Source organism: Candidatus Lernaella stagnicola, from assembly GCA_030765525.1.
GTDB lineage: Bacteria > Lernaellota > Lernaellaia > Lernaellales > Lernaellaceae > Lernaella > Lernaella stagnicola.
On the sequence record JAVCCK010000010.1, the window covers coordinates 376,743 to 401,222 of the forward strand.

18 protein-coding genes and 1 pseudogene are annotated in these 24,480 nt (G+C 61.5%); 6 read left to right on the top strand and 13 right to left on the bottom strand.

Annotated features, from left to right (window positions below; genetic code table 11):
• Nucleotides 1-1,215, top strand: a complete 1,215-nt coding sequence (locus P9L99_05980; GenBank protein ID MDP8222890.1) for a Xaa-Pro peptidase family protein — start codon at nt 1-3, stop codon at nt 1,213-1,215.
• 86 nt (nt 1,216-1,301) lie between these two features.
• Here the strand turns inward: P9L99_05980 and P9L99_05985 are convergent, their stop codons facing one another.
• The gene (locus P9L99_05985) at nt 1,302-3,464 is read right to left on the bottom strand and encodes a S8 family serine peptidase (protein ID MDP8222891.1); all 2,163 of its coding nucleotides are present in this window, start codon (nt 3,462-3,464) and stop codon (nt 1,302-1,304) included.
• A gap of 140 nt (nt 3,465-3,604) precedes the next feature.
• On the opposite strand from P9L99_05985, the gene P9L99_05990 reads away from it, so the two are divergent.
• Together P9L99_05990 and P9L99_05995 are read left to right on the top strand one after the other, a co-directional pair.
• Nucleotides 3,605-4,306, top strand: a complete 702-nt coding sequence (locus P9L99_05990) for a DUF2461 domain-containing protein (protein MDP8222892.1) — start codon at nt 3,605-3,607, stop codon at nt 4,304-4,306.
• Between the two features lie 105 nt (nt 4,307-4,411).
• Nucleotides 4,412-5,287 (top strand): HDOD domain-containing protein, encoded by an 876-nt coding sequence (locus P9L99_05995; GenBank protein MDP8222893.1) that lies wholly within the window; start codon nt 4,412-4,414, stop codon nt 5,285-5,287.
• A gap of 9 nt (nt 5,288-5,296) precedes the next feature.
• Here P9L99_05995 and P9L99_06000 read toward each other — a convergent pair whose 3' ends face one another.
• The 3 genes from P9L99_06000 to P9L99_06010 all read right to left on the bottom strand — a co-directional run bounded on the left by P9L99_06000 (nt 5,297) and on the right by P9L99_06010 (nt 9,897).
• Complete coding sequence (locus tag P9L99_06000) at nt 5,297-6,823, bottom strand: aryl-sulfate sulfotransferase (GenBank protein MDP8222894.1); 1,527 nt, start codon at nt 6,821-6,823, stop codon at nt 5,297-5,299.
• Between the two features lie 88 nt (nt 6,824-6,911).
• Complete coding sequence (locus P9L99_06005) at nt 6,912-8,447, bottom strand: aryl-sulfate sulfotransferase (GenBank protein ID MDP8222895.1); 1,536 nt, start codon at nt 8,445-8,447, stop codon at nt 6,912-6,914.
• A gap of 178 nt (nt 8,448-8,625) precedes the next feature.
• Nucleotides 8,626-9,897, bottom strand: coding sequence for an inner membrane CreD family protein (locus P9L99_06010; protein MDP8222896.1), 1,272 nt, complete (start codon nt 9,895-9,897; stop codon nt 8,626-8,628).
• Between the two features lie 137 nt (nt 9,898-10,034).
• Between P9L99_06010 and P9L99_06015 the strand changes: the two genes are divergently transcribed.
• The gene (locus P9L99_06015) at nt 10,035-12,155 is read left to right on the top strand and encodes a hypothetical protein (GenBank protein ID MDP8222897.1); all 2,121 of its coding nucleotides are present in this window, start codon (nt 10,035-10,037) and stop codon (nt 12,153-12,155) included.
• A gap of 229 nt (nt 12,156-12,384) precedes the next feature.
• Here the strand turns inward: P9L99_06015 and P9L99_06020 are convergent, their stop codons facing one another.
• The 3 genes from P9L99_06020 to P9L99_06030 all read right to left on the bottom strand — a co-directional run bounded on the left by P9L99_06020 (nt 12,385) and on the right by P9L99_06030 (nt 16,156).
• Nucleotides 12,385-13,887: a cellulase family glycosylhydrolase gene (locus P9L99_06020; GenBank protein ID MDP8222898.1), complete on the bottom strand. Its 1,503-nt coding sequence runs from the start codon at nt 13,885-13,887 to the stop codon at nt 12,385-12,387.
• Between the two features lie 129 nt (nt 13,888-14,016).
• Entirely contained in the window at nt 14,017-15,105 is a 1,089-nt protein-coding gene (locus tag P9L99_06025; GenBank protein MDP8222899.1) for a C1 family peptidase, read from the bottom strand.
• Nucleotides 15,106-15,184: 79 nt separating this feature from the next.
• Nucleotides 15,185-16,156, bottom strand: a complete 972-nt coding sequence (locus P9L99_06030; GenBank protein ID MDP8222900.1) for an SUMF1/EgtB/PvdO family nonheme iron enzyme — start codon at nt 16,154-16,156, stop codon at nt 15,185-15,187.
• Nucleotides 16,157-16,301: 145 nt separating this feature from the next.
• On the opposite strand from P9L99_06030, the gene P9L99_06035 reads away from it, so the two are divergent.
• Nucleotides 16,302-18,188, top strand: coding sequence for a thiamine pyrophosphate-dependent enzyme (locus P9L99_06035; GenBank protein MDP8222901.1), 1,887 nt, complete (start codon nt 16,302-16,304; stop codon nt 18,186-18,188).
• Between the two features lie 40 nt (nt 18,189-18,228).
• Complete coding sequence (locus P9L99_06040) at nt 18,229-19,917, top strand: dihydroxy-acid dehydratase (GenBank protein MDP8222902.1); 1,689 nt, start codon at nt 18,229-18,231, stop codon at nt 19,915-19,917.
• Nucleotides 19,918-19,930: 13 nt separating this feature from the next.
• Here the strand turns inward: P9L99_06040 and P9L99_06045 are convergent, their stop codons facing one another.
• The 6 genes and pseudogenes from P9L99_06045 to rpmH form a co-directional block, all read right to left on the bottom strand.
• On the bottom strand, nt 19,931-20,872 hold the full coding sequence (locus P9L99_06045; protein MDP8222903.1) for an alpha/beta fold hydrolase: 942 nt from the start codon (nt 20,870-20,872) through the stop codon (nt 19,931-19,933).
• 54 nt (nt 20,873-20,926) lie between these two features.
• The gene (locus P9L99_06050) at nt 20,927-21,709 is read right to left on the bottom strand and encodes a Jag N-terminal domain-containing protein (GenBank protein ID MDP8222904.1); all 783 of its coding nucleotides are present in this window, start codon (nt 21,707-21,709) and stop codon (nt 20,927-20,929) included.
• A gap of 4 nt (nt 21,710-21,713) precedes the next feature.
• Complete coding sequence (yidC, locus tag P9L99_06055) at nt 21,714-23,519, bottom strand: membrane protein insertase YidC (protein MDP8222905.1); 1,806 nt, start codon at nt 23,517-23,519, stop codon at nt 21,714-21,716.
• Nucleotides 23,519-23,779, bottom strand: a complete 261-nt coding sequence (gene yidD, locus P9L99_06060) for a membrane protein insertion efficiency factor YidD (GenBank protein MDP8222906.1) — start codon at nt 23,777-23,779, stop codon at nt 23,519-23,521. The genes yidC and yidD overlap by 1 nt, the downstream gene beginning before the upstream one ends.
• A 4-nt stretch (nt 23,780-23,783) precedes the next feature.
• Nucleotides 23,784-24,062, bottom strand: a pseudogene (gene rnpA, locus P9L99_06065) (ribonuclease P protein component).
• 89 nt (nt 24,063-24,151) lie between these two features.
• The gene (gene rpmH, locus P9L99_06070; GenBank protein MDP8222907.1) at nt 24,152-24,301 is read right to left on the bottom strand and encodes a 50S ribosomal protein L34; all 150 of its coding nucleotides are present in this window, start codon (nt 24,299-24,301) and stop codon (nt 24,152-24,154) included.
• Nucleotides 24,302-24,480 lie beyond the last annotated feature (179 nt).

A 24,480-nucleotide genomic window follows, 5' to 3' on the forward strand; every position in this document is an offset into this window, starting at 1 on the left:
ATGACGATTGTCGACCGCGCCGATTTCCCACTCGTTCCCGAAACCGAAATTCCACCTCGCCACGAGGCGTTCCGCCGTTTGCTGGGTGAAAGCGACGTCGCGCTGGCCGTCGTGACCCACCCGGTCGATGTCTTCTATTTGACCGGCTCGATGCCCGATGGCTGGCTGCTTTTTCCCCGCGACGCAAAGCCCACGCTGCTGGTTCGCAAAAGCCTCGAGCGGGCGCGGCGCGAAACGTCGCACACCACGGTCGACCCGTTTCGCGGCGCGCGCGGCTTGGCCGCTCTCATTCGCGAGCACGTCGGCGCAGGCGAGATGCGTCTGGGCCTCGACCTGGATGTCTGCCCCGCGGCGTTGCATTTGAAGCTGGCTGAGCTGCTGCCCGGCACCGCGTGGATCGACACCGGCTCGCTGATCCGGCGCGTGCGTGCCGTCAAATCGGCGTGGGAAATCGAACAACACAAACAAGCCGCCCGTCAGCACGTAGCCACGTTCGCCGCCATCCGGGAACATTTGGCCGAAGGCGTTACCGAACTGGAACTCTCCACCGCCGCCGAAGCCGCCATGCGGCGCGAAGGCCACCAGGGGCTCGTACGCTTTCGCCGCCCCGGCATGGAATTGTGGTTCTGCATTGTGGGCACCGGCCCGGGCGCCGCGTATCCGACCGCCTTCGACGGTCCCATGGGCAGCGACGGCCTGCACCCCGCCTCCGGGTTGGTGGCCGGGCACCGTCCCATTCGCCGTCACGTGCCGGTCATGGCTGACATCCTCGGCAACCACTACGGCTACCACGCCGATATCGCCCGCACTTTTTGCTTGGGCGAGCCGCCCGACGCCGTGCACCGCGCTCACGACTTCTGCCGCGAAGCCCTGCGCCGCGTCGAGAAACTTCTCGTACCCGGCACGCCGTGGAGCGATGTGTACGTGGCGGTGGATGACTGGGCGCGCCAAACGGGCGAGCCGGAAGGCTTCATGGGGTACGGCGAGAATCGCGTGAAATTCTTTGGCCACGGCGTGGGGTTGGAGGTCGACGAATTCCCGGTCCTGGCCAAAGGCTTCCGGCAGCCGCTCGAAGCCGGGATGGTCGTGGCCGTCGAACCCAAAGCCTACTCGCCGGACTTAGGCCCGGCCGGGTTGGAAATGAGTTACGTCATCACCGACCAGGGCCCTGTGCCTCTGCTGGACTACCCCGAAGAGATCATCGTCGTCGACTAAGCCGCGCGTTTCGTGACGAGCTCCGGGCGTAAAAAAACCCGAGGCCGAAGCCCCGGGTTGCGCGGTTCGGAAATGGGTCGTCGAGGTCAGCAGCCGCAGCCGCCTTCATCGTTATCATCATCGTCATCGGTGTCGGATGCGTCCGAATCGTCGTCGTTAGCGTCGTCGTCGTCATCGATTGTGTCGTCATCGGTGACGTCGTCGTCATCAACGGCGTCGTCATCCACGTCGTCGTCATCGGTGGTGTCGTCATCATCGCCGACGGCGAGGGTCAATCCTTCGTAAACGAAGTACGCGTCCTGCGGGCCTTGCGGCACGTTGACGCCCTTGATCACCACCGTGTAGGTGCCGGCGGCGGCGTTTTTGATCTGCACCTGCTCGACGGGGTTCAGGTTATCGACGCCGCGGGTGGCCGGTTGCGCCGGGGCCTGCGGATTCAATTTCCAGGGGAAAGTTTCCGCGCCGCCGGGGCCGACAAGTTTCATGTTCAAGTTGTTGACCAACGCCTTTTGCGCTTGTGGCGCGCCGGCGGGGTCGGTCCAGACGAGCGTCACCTTGACTTGGCCTTTGCCGTCGTGGGTAAACGCCTGTTCGTATTGGTCGCCCTGGTCGAGCTCGAGCGCTTCAAACGTGCCGGCGGCGATCAGGTCGAGCATCGGCGGAATCCGCAGACCGCCGTAGCCGTATACGAAATCCGGCCCGTTCGGTCCCAGGTCTACCGCACCATGGATGACCAGCGCCTTGACCAACGCCGGGTGCGGATCGTCGCCGCCGATTTCCTTGTTCCAGTAGTCAAAGAGCAGTGCCGTCGCGCCGGTGACGGCGGGCGCGGCCATGCTCGTGCCGCTCATGTCCTGATATGACGGGTCGCCGCCGAACAAGCCGAAGCCGCAACTTTTGGTCCCGAGGATGAAGCTTTCGTAACCCGGCGCGGAAACGTCGGGCCGAATGCGGCCGTCGTCCACGGGGCCCAGGCTCGAGAAGGGCGCGATGCTCTCGTCGATCGAGCTGGTGGCGCCGACGGAAATCGTGTTCTTGGCCGGTGACGGCGGCGGCGTGCTGTAGAAACCATCACTGCACCCCGAGCCCACTTCGTTGCCGTTGGCCCAGACGATGGTGATCGGCGCGCCGTGCCGCCCGCGGACGATTTCGTCGATCAGCGCCGCGGTGATGGTGTAGTCGCCCATCCAGTCGCACTTGGTGACGGGTTGGTTGGCACCGAGGTTCGCCCCGATGGAATTGTTGGCGGTCTGCACGCCGTAGTCTTCGATAGCGGCGCGGTAGCTCATGTCGATGTCGCCGCTGTTTTGCACGAAGGGGAAATTAGTCGGCGAATAGGAACCGGTTGTCAGGTCCATCGAAATGATGTTGGCGCCCGGCGCGATACCGGCGTAGGTGCCGCCGCTTAGCTGGCCGCTGCCGCCGATGGTGCACGCCACGTGGGTCGCGTGGTAGATGCCGAATTCCTGCATGCTGTTCGGGCCGCGCGTCAACCGGCCGGCGAGGTCCGGGTGCTTGGACTGGTTGCCCTGCATCGGCACCGCGCCCGCGTCGTAGACCATCGCCGTGACGCTGCTGCCGTCGACGGAATAGGGTTCGTCCCATGCCACTTCGGCCCGCATCACCCGCCGCACTTTGTCGTTGCGGGCTTCCCAGGCCGGTTCGGGCAGCGTCACGTATTCCACGGCGTCGCGTTCGGCCAGCCAGTGCGCGTCTTCCACCGCGGGCATGGCGACGTACGCGAGGCTGAGTTCAGGCAGGTGTTGGACGACATCCGCGCCGACACCGGTCAGCAATTCCTGTTGCGCTTTGAGCGTGACGTCGCCGTGAAATTTCACGAGCAACAATACGTTCCCGTCGCCGTCAAAAAGATACGCGTCGACCTGCCCCGTCACCAGACGCGGATGCATCTTGTCCTCGGGTTCCAGTTCCATGGCCATGGTCAACTGAGCCGGGGCCTTGATCGCACCCCAGTCGCGCGTTTCGACGTAGGCGAAGTAGGCGCGGTCGGGAATCGGCTGTAGCAGGTGCAGGCCGTCCGCCGCGAGGTCATCGCGCTCGCCTCGGGTCGGCGTAACAGCTAACTGCACCAGGACGTGACGACCGACATACGGCGCCAGCGTCGTCCACGGCAGCGGTGAGGATGCGCCCTGCAGCGTTCGGCTTTTCAGCAACACGGCGTCGCCAGCCACCGCCAAGGCGGGGATCGCCAGCGCAACCGCGAGAATAACAACGAGTAGGCGTTTCATGCTTCTCTCCTTCCGACCCACGAAGTGCGTAGTGTAGTCATCGGGTCGTGCCGACGCAAGAATGCGTCGACCGCCGCTTTAGATTGCCGGAAAAATGGCTACATTGCTGTCGAATGCCACACCGCCAATAGGAGGGCCCCATGTCCGGCGACGCTTTCCAAGGTTTCACTAAGCAGACCGCATCTTTTTTCCGCGGTCTCAAAAAAAACAACGACAAAGCGTGGTTTACGGCTCACCGCGAGCAATACGACGAGCACGCGCTGGAACCCGCGCGCGCTTTCGTGGTGGCCCTCGGCGACAAATTGCGCACCATCGCGCCGGGCGTTGTGGCCGATCCGCGGGTCAACAAATCGCTGTTCCGCATCCATCGCGACACACGTTTTTCCCACGACAAATCGCCGTACAAAACCCATATGGGTCTGTGGCTGTGGGAGGGGCCCCACCGCGGCCGCATGGAGAACTCCGGTTTCTACTTTCACCTTGAGCCGCCGAACATCATGTTGGGTATCGGCCTCTATCGCTTCACCGACACCGCGCTGAAAAACTACCGCATCGACGGGGCACACCCGGTGCACGGCCGGGCCTTACGCGACGCGGTGGATAAACTTACGAAAAAGGGCTTTGCCATTGGCGGCCTGCACTACAAGCGCGTGCCGCGATCGGTCGACCCTACGCACCCGAACGCCGAGTTGCTCCGACACAACGGTTTGTACGTCGGGGTTGAAATGAAGATCCCGGACGCGTTTTATACAACCAAGCTGCCGGCGTTTTCTTTGCGGCTGTACAAACAAATGTTGCCGCTGCACCAATGGTTGCTGGCATTCACCGAGCGAAACCTTTAAAGTAGAAAAGTCTTTTTTTCGCGCAGAAACGAGGCGGCGCCGGCCGGGCGCTTACGATCACGGCGGTTTTGATATGGAGCGAACCAAGCGGGGGAAGGAAACAAGATGACCGAGGGTTTCTACACAAGCGACGCCGTACGCAAGATGGTGAAAACCGATATCAGCCGCAAGTTACGTGACGGCTCTCTGGACGTGCCGACCTTGCCGCAGGTGGCCAATCAGGTTTTGGCACTCGTCAACCGTCCCGATGTCACCGCCAAAGATCTGGAAGCAGTGATTTCGCATGACCAGAAACTGGCGGCCCGCCTGATCAAGGTCGCCAACAGCCCCGTCTATGGCGGCGTGGCGAAAATCACGTCCATCCAGAGAGCCGTGGTCACTATCGGCTTGCGCTCCTTGCAGGAGATGGTGTTCTCCATCGCCATGGGCGAAAAAATCTTTCACTCGAAAACCTTCGCCAAATACATGGAGCACCTGTGGCACCACTCGTTGGCCGTGGGTTTCATTGCGCGGGAGATCGCGCGCTTGAAATCGCTGGATTCCGAATACGCTTTCCTCTGCGGCATGCTGCATGATGTCGGCAAGCCGATCTTGCTCAATTCGATGGAAAGCTTGAGCCGAAAAAAGCGCGATCGGTTTTATTTCACCAACGAGTTGGTCGACGAAATCCTGCACGACTTCCACGAACAAGTCGGCGGCCTGGTCGCCACGTCATGGCGCTTTCCCGATCTGCTCAAGGGCGCGATCCGCCACCACCACGATTACGGCGACGCCGGGGCCGTGCAACAAATGGCGCTGCTGACTCACGTTGCCAACCTGTTCGCCCACGCGTTTGGTTTCGGCAGTTACGCCGACGATTACCCGGTGAACTTGAACAACGAACGTCCGCTATACGAACTCAACCTGTTCCCCGACGAAGTGCAAAACCTGCGCGAGACACTGCCGGCAAAGGTCCAACAGGCCATCGACGATTTCAAATAATTTGCGAGACTAGCGGCCGCCCTCGATGGTGTCGCCCGGCGTCAGGTCGCGTCCAGCCAGGCCCGGGTAATCCGGATCGAAGCGCCGCACGCGAAACACGGCGTTGGCCCGGCCGTCGGGCGTTTCAGGGATCCAGCCGTCCGGATTGACCGCGCCCAAGGGCGTTATCGGATTGACGTAGCGCCACACGATTTGACCGGCAGGGGTCACTTCGAAAAACTCGCCGTTGGTGCCGTCACAAATAAGCGTATTGCCGCCCGGCAGGCGCTGGACGCCCGAGAGGCGCGGCGCGAAGAAGTCGCCGGGGTTCGGCGCGGCGTAACTCCACACTGGCGCGTCCGGCCCGTAGCCGACTCCAGGAAAGTACTCATAGGAACCATCGGCTTGCAGCGGTAGAATCCATTCGTCAATCGAGGAGAACTCCACCGGCGCGCGCAAATCGCCGTTGTTGAACGCAAGCGCGTGCCCCGCTCCGGAAAGGCCGTCGGCGATCCAGTGCGTGTCGTGTTGGCCGTAGAACGTCTGCTCCGCGTCCGGTATCCGATACGCCGCCGGGTTGCCCCACCGATACAGAAGGTCGCCGCCGCGCCCGTAGCGTCCGCCCGTGTGCCCCGCCGCCTCTTCGGTGGTCGTGCCGTGGTCGATGATCCACACCTCGCTGAATTCGCGCGAACTGAGCATGATCTGGTCCAACTCGACGTGGTAGGTGACGGTGTTCAGGTGCGTCCAATCGGCGATGGGCGCTTCGTTGATGTAGTTCACGTCAATCCGTTCGGGGTGGTCGGCCACAACCCCGTAGTGGGCTTTGGTCGGGTCGAAATCCTGGACGAGGTGATCCCAAATGTGCCACTCCCATACGATGTCACCGCTGCGAGCGCCGGAGGGGCGAACCTCGATAAGGTGATCGATCCATAGTTCGTCGTCGGCCAGCAAATCCGGATCGCGACCGGCGGCAATCGCTTCGGCGGCGCTTTTATGCTCGAAGGCGATCATCAAGATGTTGCCGTTGGGCAGCATTTCGATATCGTGATGCAACACGTGCTCGGGGCTGGCGTATTCGAACTCCCACAGCAGATTGCCGTCCCAATCCAAGCGCTGCACAACCCCGCCGGCCCCGCCGGCCACGAAGTAGGGCTGCACAACCGCGCCGGTGCGCAGCAGCGTGCCGTCTGTCAAAAGGTATTCGGAATTACCCGGCGTGTGGTTGGTGCGCCACTGGTTCACGACACGCCCGTACATATCGATGAGGTAGGTTTTGAAGCCGAACAGCGGCGAGAAGAGCGAATACCCCTCGTGCGCCCCGGTCCGGCAGTAGAGCAGCCCCACGATGGCGTCTTGATTATCTACCGCGCATTCGAACGGCGTATCGTCGTCGTCATCGTCGCCGACCGCGGTGTCGTTGTCGTCGTCATCGTTGTCGTCGTCGGAGGCACCGTCGTCGTGGCCGTCATCACCGTCGTCGTCGCACGCCCCGGCCGCCAAGCCAAGCGCCACCAAACCGACCAACAACAACAGCGCGAATCGTGAGGCTTTCATCATCCCTTTCTCTCACCGTGTACGCGACGGCATCGCGACCGACGCGAACTACAGGTTGAGCGAATCGGCGTAACGGGTCAATCACGCCTCAACCGCCGCCCTCCACGTAGTCGCCGGGCGTCATGTCGCGCCCCTCAAAGCCGGAGTAACCCGGCGCATACCGCCGCGTCTTGAACAGCGAATTGGCGTTGCCGCCCGGGGTCGTGGGCACCTGGTCGTATTGATCCAGCACGCCGAACGCCGTGGCCGGGTTGATGTAGATCCACACCATTTGTCCATCCGGGGTCACTTCGAAAATTTCGCCCTGGTTGCCGCTGCACACGAGCGTGTTGCCGTTGGGCAGGCGCTGCACGCCGGAGACATTCAGGGAATACAAATCTCCGGGTTCGGGCGCGATATACGACCACACCAGTTCGTCGGGCCCGAAGGCCTCGCCCGCCGTACGCGTGTAGCTGCCGTCGGCCTGCAAGGGCGGCGTGAACTCGTCGACGGTTGAGTACCGCTCCCAGGATCGGCCGACGCCGTTGTTGAACACCAGGATGTTGCCGGCGCCCGGTATGCCTTCCTCGATTCGCTGCGAGTCGTGCTGGCCGTAAAAAAAGCGCGTTGCGTCGCCCATGCCGTAGGCTTCCGGATTGCCCCATCGATAGAGCAGGTCGCCGCCCTTGTCGCTGTTGCCGCCGCTGTGACCGGAGGCTTCAGCGGTCGTCGTGCTGTGGTCGATGACCCACACTTCGCTGAAATGGCGTGAGCTCAGGATGATCTGATCGAATTCCTCCACGTAATACACCGTGTTGAGGTGGAAAACATCCGCCAGCGAATCGTCGTACGGGTAGTTGATATCGATCAACTCCGGATGCTCCGACACCACGCCGTAATTCGCCTGGCCCGCATCGCGGTCCTGCACCAGGTGGTCCCAAAGCCGCCACTCCCAAACGATGTTGCCGCCCGAGGTGCCCGTCGGCTCTACCTCAAAAACCCGCTCGGACCAGATTTCACGTTCCCGAATGCGCGCGGGGTCGCGCCCGGCGGCAATGGCCTGGCTCTCGGTTTTCTTTTCCCAGGCAATGACCAGGATGTTGCCGTTGGGCAGCGGCGCCACGTCATGATGCTGCAGGTGTGAGGCGTCGGCGTGTTCGAACTCCCACAAGATTTCGTTATCCCAACTCAGAAGCTGAAGGATCCCGCCCGCGCCGCCGGCCATAAAATTATTTTGCAGCATTTTGCCGGTGCGCAGCAGGTTGCCGTCCGGCAGTAGGTACTCGGAGTTGCCGGGGGTGTGGTTGGTTTCCCACTGGTTGACCACGCGGCCCAACTCGTCGATCAGATAGGTCTGAAAGCCCAACATCGGCGAAAACAGGGTGTAGCCCGGCGACACGCCGGATTGGCACAACAGCAGGCCGACCGTCCAGTTTGCGTTGTTTTCCGAACACTCGAAGGACGTATCATTATCGTCGTCATCGTTGTCGTTATTGTCGTCGTCATCGTCGCCGGTCGCGTCGTTGTCGTTATCGTCATCGTCGTCGGTGGCGCCGTTGTCGTCATCGTCGTCACCGCAGGATATCGCGCCGAGGAGCACCGCCGGCAACAGGAGAATAGCCAGGAGCCACATTGTTTTCTTCATTCAGCCCTCCGTTCGAGTCGGCGCCGACCGCCGACCCGATTCCAGGTTACCTAGGCTATGTAAAGCCGATATGAGACACAACGGGTTTTTTGTAACCGTTTGGTAAAGGCGGGAATAGGAAAAGGCAACGCCTATTCCGAAAAACAGGCGTTGCTCCCGGATTCCCGCCGCAATGCTTTTAAGGTCGCGGTTGCGGTGGGACGATAGGGCGCTGGACCGGGGGCCGGGGCGCGAATTTCTCGGCCCAGTTGATGCGGCCGGTCAGTTGCATGAGCAGGAAGAGGGTCAGGATGCTGCCCACGGTGACGATCAGCCCCGTCCAACCGCGGTAGAAGTGCGCGTACGAGAACAGGACGAGGTAGACGATTTGCGCGAGGCCCGCCTCGACCGCCGCGAAGCGCAGGCCGACCGCGAGGCGCAGGTAGCTGATCACCAAAACGACCGAAACGGCCGAACTGAGCAGGAAAGCCGGCAGCAGATCGAGGTGGTCGACGGTATAGGCCAGCAGCAGGTGGAAGCTGAAAAAGGCGGCGCTCAGGAACAGGTAGTTCATCGGGTGCAGGTCGATCTTTTTCAGCAGGGTGATCACGAAAAGCCAGACGAAGAAATACAGCAAAGTGAGGGGCGCAAAGAAGCTGATCTGCGCGGCCAGGGGGCCGGGATTCAGCTTCTTGGGCATCTCCATACCGATATCGAAACCGGAAATGAGGTTGCTGAATTTCCATTCCAACTGCCAGCCGTTCGGCGTTTCGTTTTTGGTCGTGGGAGACATCGAACCATCGGGGAAATCGATGTCGCGGAAATTCGTGGTCATGGCCAGGTCGAAACTTTTCACGCGGTTCACGTTTTCGCCGAAGGTGTAGCGCCAGTAATCGAGGCCGCGGCTCTTGTACGCTACGGAAAACGCCACCGGTTGCCCCGGTTTAACCGGGATCTTCTCGACCACCGCCTTGCCGTCGTGAACGTCCACAGGGGTCATTTGCGGGTTCTCGACGCCGTCGACGATGAAGTGGAAGTCATCGTAAATCGCGCGCTGACTCGGAAAGCGGGCGGTGATCTGCAGGAAACCGGCGACGTCTTCGTTGTGTACGTAGCCGTAGTCGCCGGCGAAGGTCAGGCCGTATGTGGCGTACCACAGCAGCCCCTTTTTGCGGTGGGAAAGGTCGAAATCCACGTTGATCGCGGAGGATTCCAGTAACACCGGCTTTTCGTGCCAGACCTGCGGAGCTTTCTTGCCGTGCTTCTTCTTGGTAGCCGGGTCGGGGGTCGCCCACATGAAAGTCAGCGTCGGCGCGGGTTGAACCTGACGATCGCCCCACAAGGCGGCCACTTCTTCGGCCAGTTCGCGCGAAGCTTGGTTCGACCGGGATTTGGTCATGCCGGCCAGCACGAGCCAAGCCACTAATACCAGAATAAAAATCAGGACAATCGCCACGATTCGCTTCACCATCAGCATCTCCGCGTGTTTGACTTACCGTGTCTCTTTACCCTCCGACCCTCCACCACCGAAAAAGTTGCCGCGGTTTGACCGCGTCGGAGACGACGGCATACACTCTTGTTGCAACCGATGTGATGGGAGGGCCGCTCATGCGTACCCGAACAGTGATCCTGGTTTGCGTTCTTCTGTTCCTGCCGACCGGCTCTTTAGCGCAAGGCATCATCCCGCTGGAGGGTGAGGTGCCCAACGCCGCCGCGGCCCACGTGACACCGCAAGGATTCGAATTCATCAGCGACGTGGCCACGACCACGCTGAGTTCGTTCGACCTCGAAGGCGCACTGATGGCGCTCAATCCTCTCGTGGAAATTCAGAACTGCGCCATGTTCATCTTCGACGGCACGATCCTCTTCGACTCGGTGAACCTCGACACGCTGGCGCTGGAACTGTCCACGGCGCCCATCATGGGCATGATCCCGGTGCCCAACGCCCTGTACGCGCGCCTGGCCGCCTACCCGGCGGCAGGGGAATCGCTCATCGTCATCGGCATCGACGGCAACTGGGGTGTGGGCTGCACCGACCCCTTCAACGCCACCGCCGCGCTCACCGCCGATCCCTTTGAGATCGGCGTCTCGCTGACCATCGACTACGCGCCCGGCGGCAAGGCGATGTCGATCGTGGTGCACAACATCAAGCTGGGCGACGACGCCCTGGAAATCGCTTTTACCGGCCTGCCGGATCCATCTTTGGAAGTGTTGCTTGACTTGCTGATTCAGCAAGCCATTCCGCCCCTCATCGAATCGTTGGCCCCGCAGATCATCAACGAGGCCCTCGCCGAGGCGCTGGGCGATATCGTGTTGGAAGGCCAAGCGCCGGTGGGCGACTACACGCTTGTTTTCGCGTTCGACCCAGCCTTTTCCACCAGCCCGGACGGCTTCACGGCTGCCACCGACGGCAGCCTTTATTTGCAGGGCACGACGATCAACCCATGCATCGAACCAGCCTGGCCGATCGGCAGCCCCTACACGGCGGGCCCGCTGCCCGAATTCGATGTATACACGCCGGGCGGCGAGCTCTACGACATGGCGCTCGTGTTTTCCGACGACATTTTCAACCAGTTGATCTACAGCTTTTTCATCAAGGGTGACTTGTGCATGATGTTCCCGTGGGATTTCGACGACGAATTGCGTCTGTCGAGTTTCGCCGGACTTTTCCCCAACCGGCTGCCGGACCCGGCAACCGAAGACGATCGCTATTTGATCGACATCTATCCCGATGACCTGCCCCTGGTTGTCGTCGGCGAGGGCGACACCGACCTGGCGTTGACGGCCGATCCCATTCGCCTCGATTGGCACCTGCAAGTCGAGCAACGCTACGTCACGATGATCGCCGCCGATATCGCGCTCGATCTCGGCCTCGTGCTGGATATCGACGAAGACAACAACCTCGTGATTTCCTTGGACGAGCAGGCGTCGCTCGTGCATTTCGACATTAGCGGCACCGAGTGGAACCTGCTGCCGCCGGAACTCATTGAAACCCTGCTCAACGGTTTGATCGACAACTTCCTGATGCCGCTGATCGGCGGCATTCTGCCGGATATCCCGCTGCCGTCGTTCGGTGGATACCAATTTGTCATTCCGGAAATCGGCGCGACCGGCCCGGATGAAGACTTTTTCGGCCTCTACACCGAGTTCGTCGCCCAGCCGCCCGACGCCGGCGCGGCGTTCGACCTGCCGCAGCGCGGGCTGGTCACCGGCGCCTTTCTGGGACCGCGTCAATCGACCATGGAAGGCCTTTCCGGACCGCTATCACCGGTGCTGCGCTTGGCCGACTCGGGCCGCGACGCGGCCGACTACTTCCGCGTGCGGGTCGACGGCGGCATGTGGCGTGTGGTGCGGGACGGCGAATTGGATCTTTCGTGGCTGCTCGACGGCGCTCACGTTGTGGAGGCGGTGGCGGTCGTCGGCCGACGCGCTGCAACCCGCCGTGCGGCACGTTTGGTTTTCGTGCTCGACCGCGTGGCGCCGCGTCTGGATGAGGTGACGGTACGCACCGACGGTCCACGCTTCATGCTTAGCGTGGAAGCTCACGATTTCGTGTTTCGCCCGGAGCGGCTTTGGGTGCAGGTTCGCACCGCGACGACGCCGTGGTCCAAGTGGCGACCTCTTGGCGACCTGCCGGTACCTGCCGGCCTTGATCCGAGTTCGGTGGTAGTTCGCGTTGCCGATCCGGCCGGTAACGTTTCCCACGTACTTTGGGCTGATGTGAAATAATTGCGTTACAATGCGTAATCTCGCCCTTCCGAAATTGGGGCCAGGCACCAAATCGCGATTCGCGTTTAATTTCGTCTTTCTTACATAAAGTAACAATAACCGGCCAATATCGGCTTGATCCGTGGGTTTGTTTTCTTTTCGAATTACATTTCGTAGTCCCTTAACACCACCCCCTGGGGTCAGGCACCATGCGTTATACGTTTCTGTTGTTGTTACGAAAGGTAATTAATCATGGTGTGACGGTGATGGTATGCGTCGCCATGTCCGGGTCGTGCACGATGGTCAGCACCTGGGTTTGCGGATCATAGGACTGAGTCCACGTGCCGAGAGGGTCGGAGCTAGTCACGGTAAATCCGTCCGGGAAATGCCGCTCGGGAACGAACACCAACAACTCGTCGCTCGTCGTGTCGCTTTCCCGGTACGTCAACTCGAACACGCCGGTGTCGAAGTCAAAACCAAAAGCCTCGATGTGCCCCGGCACCGCGCGCGGGTAAGGGCGAAGCAGCAGGTCGGTGTATGGCGTGTACTCACTGCCGTCGGCGTTGAGCAACGACCACCCGCCGTCGCTTTTCCAATAGCACCAGACAATCTCCCCGAACATATATTCGTCGTGATAGCCCACCGCGTCGCGCAGCCAACGGATATTGTCCGGCGCGCCCTTGGTCACACCGAATTCGCCGGTGACCAGCGGATACCCGGTGCGCGCGCGGTCGCCGTCGGCCTTGCGCATATCGAAATCGAAATACGACTCCGGAAACCAATACCCAATGCCGTCCAAGCTGGTCAGGCCCGTGTACAAATGCGGCGAGAAAATCAGCCGCTCGCCCGTTATCGGCGGCAAATAGGAGGGAAGAAGCGCGGCGAAAATATTGGGTTCGAGAAACACCCACGCTTCCTCGTCGTACGTGCGCAGTAGGTCGTAAAGCTCTTGGTAAAAGTCGGCCAGCGTATGCCGCTCGAAAGACGGCAAAAGGCCGCGCACCCCGGCCCACGGTTCGTTGAACAAATCCCAGCCCCAAACGGCCGGATGATCGGCCAGATAATCCCAGGTCAACTCCCACGCGTCGCGCCAGTGGCGGTCCAGCCCGCGATCCCAAAAATCGGCGGCGAAAATCAGCATCCCCACGTAGCCTTCCGGATACATTTCGTCCGGGCACGCCCAATCCGGCGCGCCGTTGCCGCCAAATCGCCGGCACCACTGCCATTGGTGCATGTCGGGAACAGCCTTGAGCCCGGCCGCGTGGATCATATCCAGAACCGGCTCGACCTTCTCGGTCAAATAGCTCGGGTCCCACACGCCCTCTTCGGGCTCCATGAAACGCCAACTAATGGGCAGCCGCACATGGGTAAAACCCCACGCGGCAATTTGCTCAAAATCCTCGGGCGTCTGATTGTACCAGCCGAACTCCAGCCCCATGTAGTTCGTGCCGTGAATGATGACCTCGCGTTCCAGTTCGTCGGTCACCTGCGGGATCGGCGTGGGTGTCACGGTGTCGTTGTCGTCATCGTTATTGTCATTGTCGTCATTGTCATTGTCGTCATTGTTATTGTCGTCGTCGTCATCGTTGTTGTCGTTGTCGTCATCATCGTTGTCGTCATCATCGTTGTCGTCATCATCGTCGTCGTCATCATCATCGCTGCCGGCATCGCCGTTAGCATCGTCGCCGCCGCCGCTACAAGCCGCCAGCGGTACGATGAAAGACAACACGATCAGCAACCAGGCCCATTTCATGTCACAGTCCTCCGGCAGGTTCATTGCCGCGACTCACTTTGCCACAGATGTGTAGATCGAAAAAGAGAAGGCATGCCAAGCGGCTCTGCCGCGACGGGCTTTTCACAGGAAGAATATTTTGGCCCGGTCTTAGCTGCAGCCGCCGCTGTCGTTGTCGTCGTCGTCGTCACCCTGGTCGGGCGCGGCGCCCGCGGTGTCGTTGTCGTCATCGTCGTCGTCATCGTCGCCGGTGTCGTCGTCGCCGGTGTCGTCGTCAGCTTCGTCGTCGTCACTTTCGGGTGGCTTGAGGCCCTGCGCCGTGTATTCGGGCAAAATCGTAAAGGCGCCCACAAACGCGGCACCCCATTTGATGCGGAAATACCCGTCCTCACCGAAGCTTGACCCCCAGGAGTTCTTGCAGATCCAGTACCCCTCCTCGACGTCGTAGCCGACGATCGTTACCGCGTGGAAGCCTGTGGGGATGCCCAGCATGTGGTCGTAAATGCCGCTCTCGTAGGAATAGAAATCCTGATAGATTGCCAAGCTCGTACCCAGCGGTCCGAACATCAACCCTTCGATCACGTCTTCCGGATCCGGCAGCACGGCGTCGAGCGCGCCTTCGCCGATAATTGCCCAGTTGTCGATTTTGTACACGCGATCGTTCCAGTCGGAGCACTTGTCGTCGCAGGGCACCGTATCGTTAGCTTTGTAGGCGAAACAATCTTCGTCGACCAAGCCGATGGTTTCGGCAAAGTCGTATGAGGTCGTCGTGAAGCCGCCGTTGCAGCCGTGGCAGCCGACGCCGGTGCAGCAACTAATCAAATGCTGCTCGGACAGGTTGACTCCCATCTCCGGCCAGTCTTCCTGAATCTGGATGTGCGCCTCGATCGGTCCGATGGTGGCGAAGGACCAACATGACCCACACGACATTTGGTTTTTGACCCGCGTCACCCAGTTTTCGCCTTCGAAGTCGCGCCAGTCCAAATGCGCCGGGTAATCATCCAGACCCAGCGGCCGAAAGTAGCGCTCGTTACCGGTCAGCTCGGGCAGGGTCAGGTTGGCCGGATACCAGCCGTAATCGTGGTGCTTCTCCCACGCGTCGGTGTACGCCGCCGACCATTGGCCGCCCTTAGCTTCGATAGCCGTCTGAATTTCTTCCACGGTGATATCCTGGGCGACCGCCGTAGTCGCCAGGGCCAAAATCGCCGCCAGGGCGATGATCCATTTCAACCGACGCATATCCTCACTCCTTGCGCAGTGGGTCGTTCTTTCAACACGCCATTATAGCCCGCGGGTGCCGCGCCGCAATGTCAACGCTCTAGGATTCGGGCGGCCGGTTGCCGGTAACCGACTCCGGGCGGGGTATTTCGTACGCCACTTTCTTGCCCGTTTCCGGATCGAAGTACCAACCCGCGAGCGGAAACTTCACCGGCGCAGCTTGCGTTCGTGCCTCGAAGGTCGCCCAGTGCGGTGACGGAGCTACCGCCGGACGGAAGCCGTCGTCGCGATAGGTGCGATTGAGATAGTCGTGTTCGTGCTCGCCGCGAATCGTCCCGGCGAAACCCGAGAACAACCAACAGCCGGGCTTATCGGGGTTCGGCTCTTGGGTCGTTTCCCAGGCCGGGCCGCGGCCGGCTAGGAACGCGTGACCGAATAGCGAGAAACGGGTTAGTCCGTAGCATTTGCGATTCCACGGCGTACTGGTCATTTCCGCCACCCCGCCGAGAAAATCGTACCAGGGCAAGCCGTAGTTGCTTCTTCCGGAGGGTCCGCCGGTCACGCCCGCGCCCTCTTGGGGCATGCGCACGCCGCGGCAGGTTTCAAACCACGATAACTCCGCTTTTCTGCAATCCCACTTGGGGCCGTGCACCCACAAGCGCTCCGGGTCACCGCTTGAGGCCGCCGCCTGCAATTCCTCGTACGCCGGCAAGCGCCAGCCCTGCTGCGTCACGGCCATCATCGCCTCGACCCAGGACACGACGATCCACGGCTTAACGCCTCGCTTCACCTGTGCGGGCGGCACGTCTTGACCGAAGCTGTAACGGCCAAACTCTATGGCCGTCGCGCCCGGTTGCGACGCTTCGTATTGGGCGAGGCAAAAGGGCTCCAGGGCGATCTGATAACGCTTTTCGCGCGCCGCTCCCCAACGCGCCCCCTCCCGCACGATGGTAAAGGTCCCGCCCGGATGATAGGCGAAATGCGGCGGGCACAACGTGCGGCTTTTGTCGTCACGAGACACCTCGGGCGCGGTACCGCCGGGCCGGCACGCGACCGCCAGCAGCACCAACATCAAACATCCGATAAGCCATCGCCACATAGCCGAAACATAGGCGGAAAGCCACAACAAGGCAAACCCGCGGGGTGATTTGTCGACTCAATCCGGCTATACTCCGGTCGCATCATCCGCATCCCTTTCGCATCGCAACGGAGGAACCATGGACCCAGAAGCGTTGGTCGAAGGCCGGCGGCAACACGCTGCTGCCATCGCCAAAGCCGGCGGCTTGGAAACCGCCCTGGCCACGGGAGCGCTGCCGCAACAGATCGACTCCACACTTTCCGAGCTGATCGTTTTAGGATTGCTGCGCCAGAACGTACGTCGTTTCGTAGGCGTATTCGGCCACGGCTCGACTGAACTAGCCGACGTGTTGCGTATTTACGAAGAAGCCGGCGTGGTCAAAACCTATGCCGTGCGCAATGAAGTCGAGGCCAGCCACGCCGCCATGGCCCTGCGCTGGATTACGGACGAGAAGGCGGCGGTCGTCACGTCCATCGGCCCCGGCGCCATGCACGCTCTCGCCGGCAGCCTCGCCGCCGCCAGCAACGGTGTGGGGGTTTGGTATCTGTTCGGCGACGAAACGTCCCACGATGAAGGCCCGAACATGCAGCAGATCCCCAAGCAAGAGCAGGGGCTGTTTCTGCGCATGTGCGCCACGATGGGCGAGGCTTATTCGCTTCACACGCCCGAGGCCATCGGCGTGGCCATGCAGCGCGGCTTATGCGCGGTGGGCGACCCGTACTTCGCGCGGCCCTTTTTTCTACTGATGCCGCTCAACACGCAGCCGGCCGAGTTGCCGCAATTCAATCTGCGGGAGCTGGCGGTCGGTTCGCCGCCGCGTATGGGACCCGCCGTCGGTGAAACCGCCTACGAGAACGCGACCGAAGCCATCGAAAACGCCAAGCGCATTGTCGTCAAAGTCGGCGGCGGTGGACGCCGGGCCGTCAAGGAACTTTCCGATTTCGTCGATTTGGCCGACGCCGTTCTCGTACACACGCCGGTGGCTGTCGGGGCGCTGCCCTACCGGCACCCGCGCAACATGCTGGTCGGCGGCTCGAAAGGCACGATCTGCGGCAATTACGCGATGGAAGAAGCTGACCTGGTGATCGCCGTGGGCACTCGCGCGGTGTGCCAGTCGGACTCCTCCCGCACCGCGTACGGCAAAGCGCAGCAGGTCATCGCCATCAACAACGATCCGCGGCACGCGCTGCACTACAACAATACGATTCCCTTGGTCGGCGACGCCGCCGCAACGTTGGCTCGTTTGTGCGAGATTCTGCGCGAACGCGGCGCCCGCCCCGCGGCGGAGTCCGTCTGGCTCAACGCCTGCACCGCGCGCCGGCGCGAATGGGAAACCTACAAACAAGAGCGGTACGATCACCCCACCCTTCCCGACGACATGTGGGGACGAGACGTGTTGACGCAACCTGCGGCGATCAAGATTGCGAGCGACGCGGCACGCGAATACGGGGCGGTCGCCCTTTTTGACGCCGGCGACGTGCAGGCCAACGGTTTCCAGATCGTCGAAGACGAACACCCCGGCCAGACTTACACGGACACCGGCGCCAGCTACATGGGCTGGGCCGTCAGCGCCGTGATGGCCACCGCTCTTTCGGACCGCATGCCCTATGCCCTCGCTTTTACCGGCGACGGCTCGTTCATGATGAATCCGCAGGTGCTGATCGATGCGGTCGAACACGGCGCGCGCGGCTGCCTGCTGATCCTGGACAACCGCCGCATGGCCGCCATCTCGGCCCTGCAAAGCGCTCAATACGGCGCAACCTACGCGACCGGCGATAGCGTGGCGGTCGATTACGTCGCCATGGCAAAGTCCGTGGCGGGCGTCAACGCCGTGTTCGGCGGTTATAACCCCGACGAACTGCGCACCGCGCTGGCACAGGCTTTCAACTACCCCGGCCTGTCGGTCGTGCACCTGCCGGTGTATTACGGCGCGGACGAACGAGGCGGCTTGGGCGCGTGGGGTCGGTGGAACGTGGGCAACTGGGTCGACGAGGTCCAGGCGATGCGTCACAAAATCGGGCTGTAACCCGGCGCCCCATGCGTGGCGCGCCGGCAAAGGGTTTTACATGAGCGATAACAATTCCCGCGGTATTTTTCGCAACTTGGCATCGTACGGCGACACGGGCTTTTCCCGTTACATGCGCCGCGCGTTTCTGGCCTCGATGGGCTGCGACGCCGAGGACATCGACCGCCCCATCATCGGCATTGTCGATACGTCATCGGACTATGTGACGTGCCACCGGCAGATGCCCGAACTCGTCGCGGCGGTCAAGCGCGGCGTGCTCGAGGCGGGCGGTTTGCCTTTCGCGTTCCCGACGATCAGCCTGCACGAGATTTTCGTCTCGCCGACTACGATGCTTTTCCGCAACCTGATGGCGATGGACACCGAAGAAATGATCCGCGCCCAGCCCATGGACGGCGTCGTGCTGCTGGGCGGCTGCGACAAGACCGTGCCCGCCCAACTCATGGCCGCCGCCTCGGCCGACGTGCCGGCGATTTCGGTCATCACGGGCCCCATGTTCACGGGGCGCTGGCGCGGCGAACGCCTCGGCGCCTGCACGGATTGCCGACGTTATTGGGCCAAGTATCGCGCGGGCGAAATCACGGACGCGGAAATCGCCGAGATCGAAAAAAACCTCTGCCCCACCGGCGGCACCTGCATGGTCATGGGCACGGCCTCGACGATGGCCTGCGTCACCGAAGCTTTGGGCATGATGCTGCCTGGCGGCGCGTGCGCTCCCCTGCCCACCGGCGAGCGCCTGCGGCTGGCCACCGCGTCGGGCCGCCAAATCGTCCAGATGGTCGAGTGCGATCTCAACCCCCGCGATATTCTCAAACGCCGCGCCTTCAAAAACGCTCTCGTAGTGTTGGTGGCCCTGGGCGGCTCGACCAACGCCATCATTCATCTAACGGCCGTGGCGCGTCGCGCCGGCGTGACCTTAACCCTCGACGACCTGCAGCACGCGGCGGAACGGGTGCCCTTGCTGGCGGACTGCAAGCCCGCCGGCGTCGGCTATCTGGAAGACCTGTATTACGCGGGCGGCGTGCCCGTGCTCATGAAGGAACTCGAGCCGTTGCTTAACCTCGAAACCGTCGGCTGCACCGGCAAACTGTTGGGCGAACTGCTGAGTGATGTCGACAAACCCGGCGATTGGCAAACGACGATCCGCACGCTGGACGAACCCCTCGGCCCCGTCGGTTCGCTGACGGCGCTGGCCGGTTCGCTTGCGCCGGACGGGGCGATTATCAAGCGGGCCGCGGCGACACCCGAATTGCTTCATCACCGGGGACCTGCAGTGGTGTTTGAATCGCCCGAGGATGTGGCCGCACGCATCGACGACCCGGCGTTGGCCATTACGCCGCAGCACGTGCTGGTCATGCGCAACGCCGGTCCCATCGCTTCAGGCATGCCCGAAGCGGGCGCCCTTCCCATCCCGCGCTACCTGGCCGAAAAGGGTGTCAAAGACATGGTACGGGTATCCGACGCGCGCATGAGCGGTACGGCCTACGGCACGATCGTGCTGCACTGCGCACCCGAAGCCGCCGCAGGCGGCCCGTTGGCGCTGGTCGAGACTGGTGACGAAATCGAACTGGACATCGATAAGCGGGAAATCAACCTGCTGATTTCAGCGGACGAACAGGCCCGTCGCCGCGCCGCCTGGCAGCCACCGGCGCTGCCCGCGCGCGGCTACCGCCGCCTGCACATGCAGCACGTCCTGCAGGCCAACGAAGGCGCAGATCTCGATTTTCTGTAATCTCGATTGACGCTCATTCCACGAGGTGGCGATCCAAAAACGCGCGAATTTCGTCGCGCTGAGTCAGGCCATACGAGGTATGCAATGCGGAGACCGGTGCGTTATGCAGTTCGTTGAGGTAACTCGCCAGCGGCGCCAAACGTGGATCGCGTTCCGATAAGTACGACACCCCATCGGAGGCCTGTCCCTCAAAAACGCTATGATAATCCGACACGACCGCCGTAAAACCCACGTCCAGCCAAGCCAAAAGAGTGCCCACACAGCCGCCAAGGCTGTGGCCGACAAAGCCGCATCGTCCGACTCGTTCACGCTCTTGAAGATAGCGCAGCCAGAGGCGCGCCTCGAGAACATGGGCCTCCAGCTTCGAAGATCCGGCCGCGAGCAGGGCTCGCGCGGCACGGTCTTCATGCGGCCTACCTCCGGCCGCCCGCAGTGTGGGGGCCAACACGAAGTAGCCCCGCTCGCACAGTTCCGCCAACCCGGAGCGCGTTACAAACACCTCCGGCGACTGCCCGTGGCCATGGAAAGCGAGCACCGCCGGTGCGCCGGGCGCTGCGCGCGCGGGTGTCACCAACAACGCCGGAAGGTCTCCCAGAACGGGATCGCGAAGCAAAATATCCGTCGCCCGGCAACTGCCGAAGGCGCCCCGCTCGCGTTTCTCCAGCCGTGCCGCCGAGTCGGCCTCAACAGGCAATGGCGGCAGTAGGCGACGCAGCGTCACGCCGAGTTTCCGGCCTTCCTCAATTACCTGGGGCCTTCGCGCGAGTTTCGCGGCCAGGCGTTCGTAGTCGGCCGAAAGGTTCAAGCAACGGGGATCGTCACAGCCGATAGACTGCCAGGGCCAGCCGCTCGATCGCGGGAACGGGGCGGGGGTTTCGTTCCGACCACTCATGAAGTGAATCGCCGCCAAGCCCATTGCAATGACAAGCGCGGCGATGGGCAGAGCCTTTTTCACGTTGCGTTGCTCCACGGAACGTTGGTGCTAACACGACCACCGGTGTTGTCGTGCTTAGCGCCGCCCGCGCTGCGGCCGGCGGTCGCGACTGCGGTCATCGTCGGCCAGGTGGATCTGCACTCGTTTCACCTCGCCGTTACCGATGGAGCGGGTGCGAAGTTCGGAAAACTGAGTGATTTCCGAATGGACGATTTTGCGCATGGCCGCGTCGAGCAGTTCTGTACGCAGCGGGCGACGCTCGTCAAGCACGCGCTTGGCCAAGCGGTGCACCTTCTCGCGCAGCCCGTCCACACGCCGTTCGCGGTACCCTTCAGAGTCGACGATGATCCGCTTGCCGGCCCACATCTGCTTCTGGGTCATGCGGGTCATCAGGAACTGGATCGCCTCCAGCGTCGCGCCTTTGCGACCGATAAAGATGCCGCTGCCGTCGCTACGAATGTCGAGGTTGAGTTCATCGTCGTTTTCGGTTGCGAGAACGGTTGCCTCGGGAACGATGGTTTGGGCAATGCGCAGGAGCGCGTCGGCAGGGTTGAAACCGTCGACGGGCAGCTTCGCGGGCGTGAGAGGTTTGCGCGGCGAAAGAACGCGCGGCTCGTCACGCGGGACGTCGGAGTCGAAACGCAGTTCGTTAGCGATCTTATCGGCCATCGACGGGCCTTTGACCCGCGCCCGAATGCGGGCCTTTTTGCCGAAAAGCGCTTTGAATGAACCGGGCTCATCGATTATTTCGACGTCCAACTGTTCGGTTCCGACGCCCAGTTCCGCGGCGGCCGCGGCCATGCAATCTTCAACGGTCTTGCCGGTGAATTCTTGTTTGCTTTCGTGTGCTTCAGTCATGATTCTATTTCCCTCCGGCGGTCGTCTGGGCAGGTGCCGGGTCATCGCCGAAATACTTGTTGGTGACCACCTGCTGCAGGATCGAAAGAATGTTGTTGGTCAGCCAGTAGAGCACCAAACCCGCGGGGAAACTCAAGAAGAGGAACGTGAAGATGACAGGCATCATCATCATGATGCGTTGTTGCGCGGGGTCGGCGGTCGATGGCGTCATGCGTTGGGACAGGAACATCGACACGCCCATCAGCAAGGGCGTAATGAAGTACGGATCTTGCGCCGACAGGTCCTGTAGCCAAAACATGAATGGTGTATGCCGTAACTCAATGGCAAACCCCAGTGCCCGGTAAAAGGCAATGAAGATCGGCAACTGCAGTAACATGGGCAAGCAGCCGCCGGCGGGGTTTACTTTGTGGACGCGGTAAAGCGCCATCATTTCCTGATTGAGCTTTTCCTTTTCGTCTTTGAATTTCTCTTTGAGCTTCGCAATCTCCGGCTGCAGCTTGGCCATCTGCCGCATCGATTTGAAACTCTTGTGCTGCAAGGGGAACATGAACACCTTGATGATTACCGTCACCAGGATGATCGCCACGCCGTAGTTGTGGGTTAGCCCGGCGAAGAAGATCAGCGCGTACATCAGATAACGGGCGATGACGTCGAACCATCCAAAATCGATGGATTTATCAAAGTGGAATTTCGGTCCGTTGTTGCCGGCGGAAATAAATTCTCGCTTCTTGGGACCGAGATACGCCTTGAAAACCACCTTCTTGCTGCTGCCCGCCGGGATGTTCAGCGGTTCGGCGAGCAGACGCGCCTCCATCACGTTGCCCGGCAACACCTTGATCTGCGCGCGCGCATTCTGCACCGGGAAGCTTTCCTGGTCCGGACCGACCAAGGCCGCAAAGTAGTTGTCGGCAAAGCCGGTCCAGTACGTCGCGCCCGGCGGTACGTCGTCGGGCTCCACCTTGGCGATATGCTTTGCTTCCAGGCTGCCGTCGACGTAATTGATCTGTAGCGGCTGGTTGTAGTCGCGATAGAAAAACGACGAGTTGTCTTCGATGATCTGGTCGTACACCGCGCAGAAAGGCTGGACGACGGCGGTTTGCCCCGCCGCGTTGGCTATCTCCATTTCCACGTCGATATTGTAGGGCAGCTCCTGCGGCGTATTGCCCCGTGGCCGGAAGCGAATCGTTTTCGTCACCGTGAGCGCGCCGGCTTGGCGGCTCAACGTGACTGACGAGGAGTCCTGGTCGATTTCCTGCCACGGCTCTTTGCCGCTGAGCCCCTGCATCTGGTGCAGCGCGCAGACCAGTTGGTCCTGATCGGCGTAATCCTGGGGAGCAACCTTCTTTTTCACCACGGGCCGCGCGTAGGGCGCGAGGTTGACCCGCAGGCGTTCCGGCTCCGGTTTGTCGGCGTCTTCGGTGGTTTGAAAATACTTGAGCAGATTCCAGCGCCGGACGCTGCCGCTCTCGGCGTTGGTTACGCTGCCGCTGACCAAATCCCCTGAAAAATTCTTCTCAAAAAGCCCGACGGCCTGCGGAGCCGCCGGCGCGGCATTCGAGTCGGTGCCGGTTTCGACCGCGGGCGTTGGCGTGGGAAGCGGGGTCGGCGTGCCAAGTGGTGGCGGGGTCTGCATGGGCTCGGCGGTATCCGCGGTGGCCGGTGAGGAGGCCGGAGTCGGCGACGCGGTGGGCGCGTCTCCGGCTGGCGTCATGTCCTCCGCCGGCGGCGGCGGATCGGGCGTGAAAAAGCCCTGCCAAACCACGAGCACCAAGATCATCAAGACCATGGCGATAACGAAATTGCGGTCCATTAATTTTCCTTCCTGCGGGCCGGGGGTACGGGGTCGTAGCCGCCCGGGTGGAAGGGATGGCAGCGCAGAATCCGTCGGATGCCAAGCCACCAACCGCGAAAGAAACCATGTGTCTGCAGCGCCTCGAGGGTGTACTGCGAACACGTGGGGCGAAAGCGGCAAGCATTACCGAGCCATGGGCTGATCGCTTTTTTGTAAAAGCGTATCAACGCGCTGCTGGCCCAGACGGCCAGTCCCGGATCGGGTTGCTGCTTCGCCATCGGGTTATGCGCGAGGTCGACGGGCACGATCGAAGTATGCGGCGAACTCTGTTTCCAAATCGGCCAAGTGACGGAATTTGTTCCGGGGCCGAACGATAACCACAACATCGCGATGGGGCTCGAATTGTTCTCTGTGGAGGCGAAAATACTCACGAATCAATCGCTTGAGCCGATTTCGCCGTACCGCGTTGCCCACCTTGCGACTTACCGTAATACCCAACCGGGGCCGGGCGTGTGGTGATCTGCTTTCGATAATCACCAGGCCGCTTGTGTTAAACCGGCGGCCGACCTTGGAAACTCTTGCGAATTCGCCCTTTGTTCTGAGACGATCGCATCTGGTAAATCTGCGCCGCGTCGCCCTCTCGCTCCTTCTTACTTGCTGGGAACCGTGGCTGCCAGCCGTTTGCGCCCCTTGGCCCGGCGGCGTTTCAAGATGTTGCGGCCGCCGCGCGTGGCCATGCGGGCGCGAAATCCGTGTTTCCGCAACCGCTTGATATTACTGGGTTGAAAAGTCCGTTTCATGACGCTACCTCTTTTCCACGTCCCAAATTTACATGCTTCCTGGCCCGCAACATTTGGGGCCGTTTTTCCCCCGACCAAAATCCAGAGTGGTGATTCATAGAGAATCTAGACGGCCTTGTCAAGTGATTTTCCTTGGAAATTGCGGAGTTGGGTCTATCAGATCGACAGCCTATGGTGCT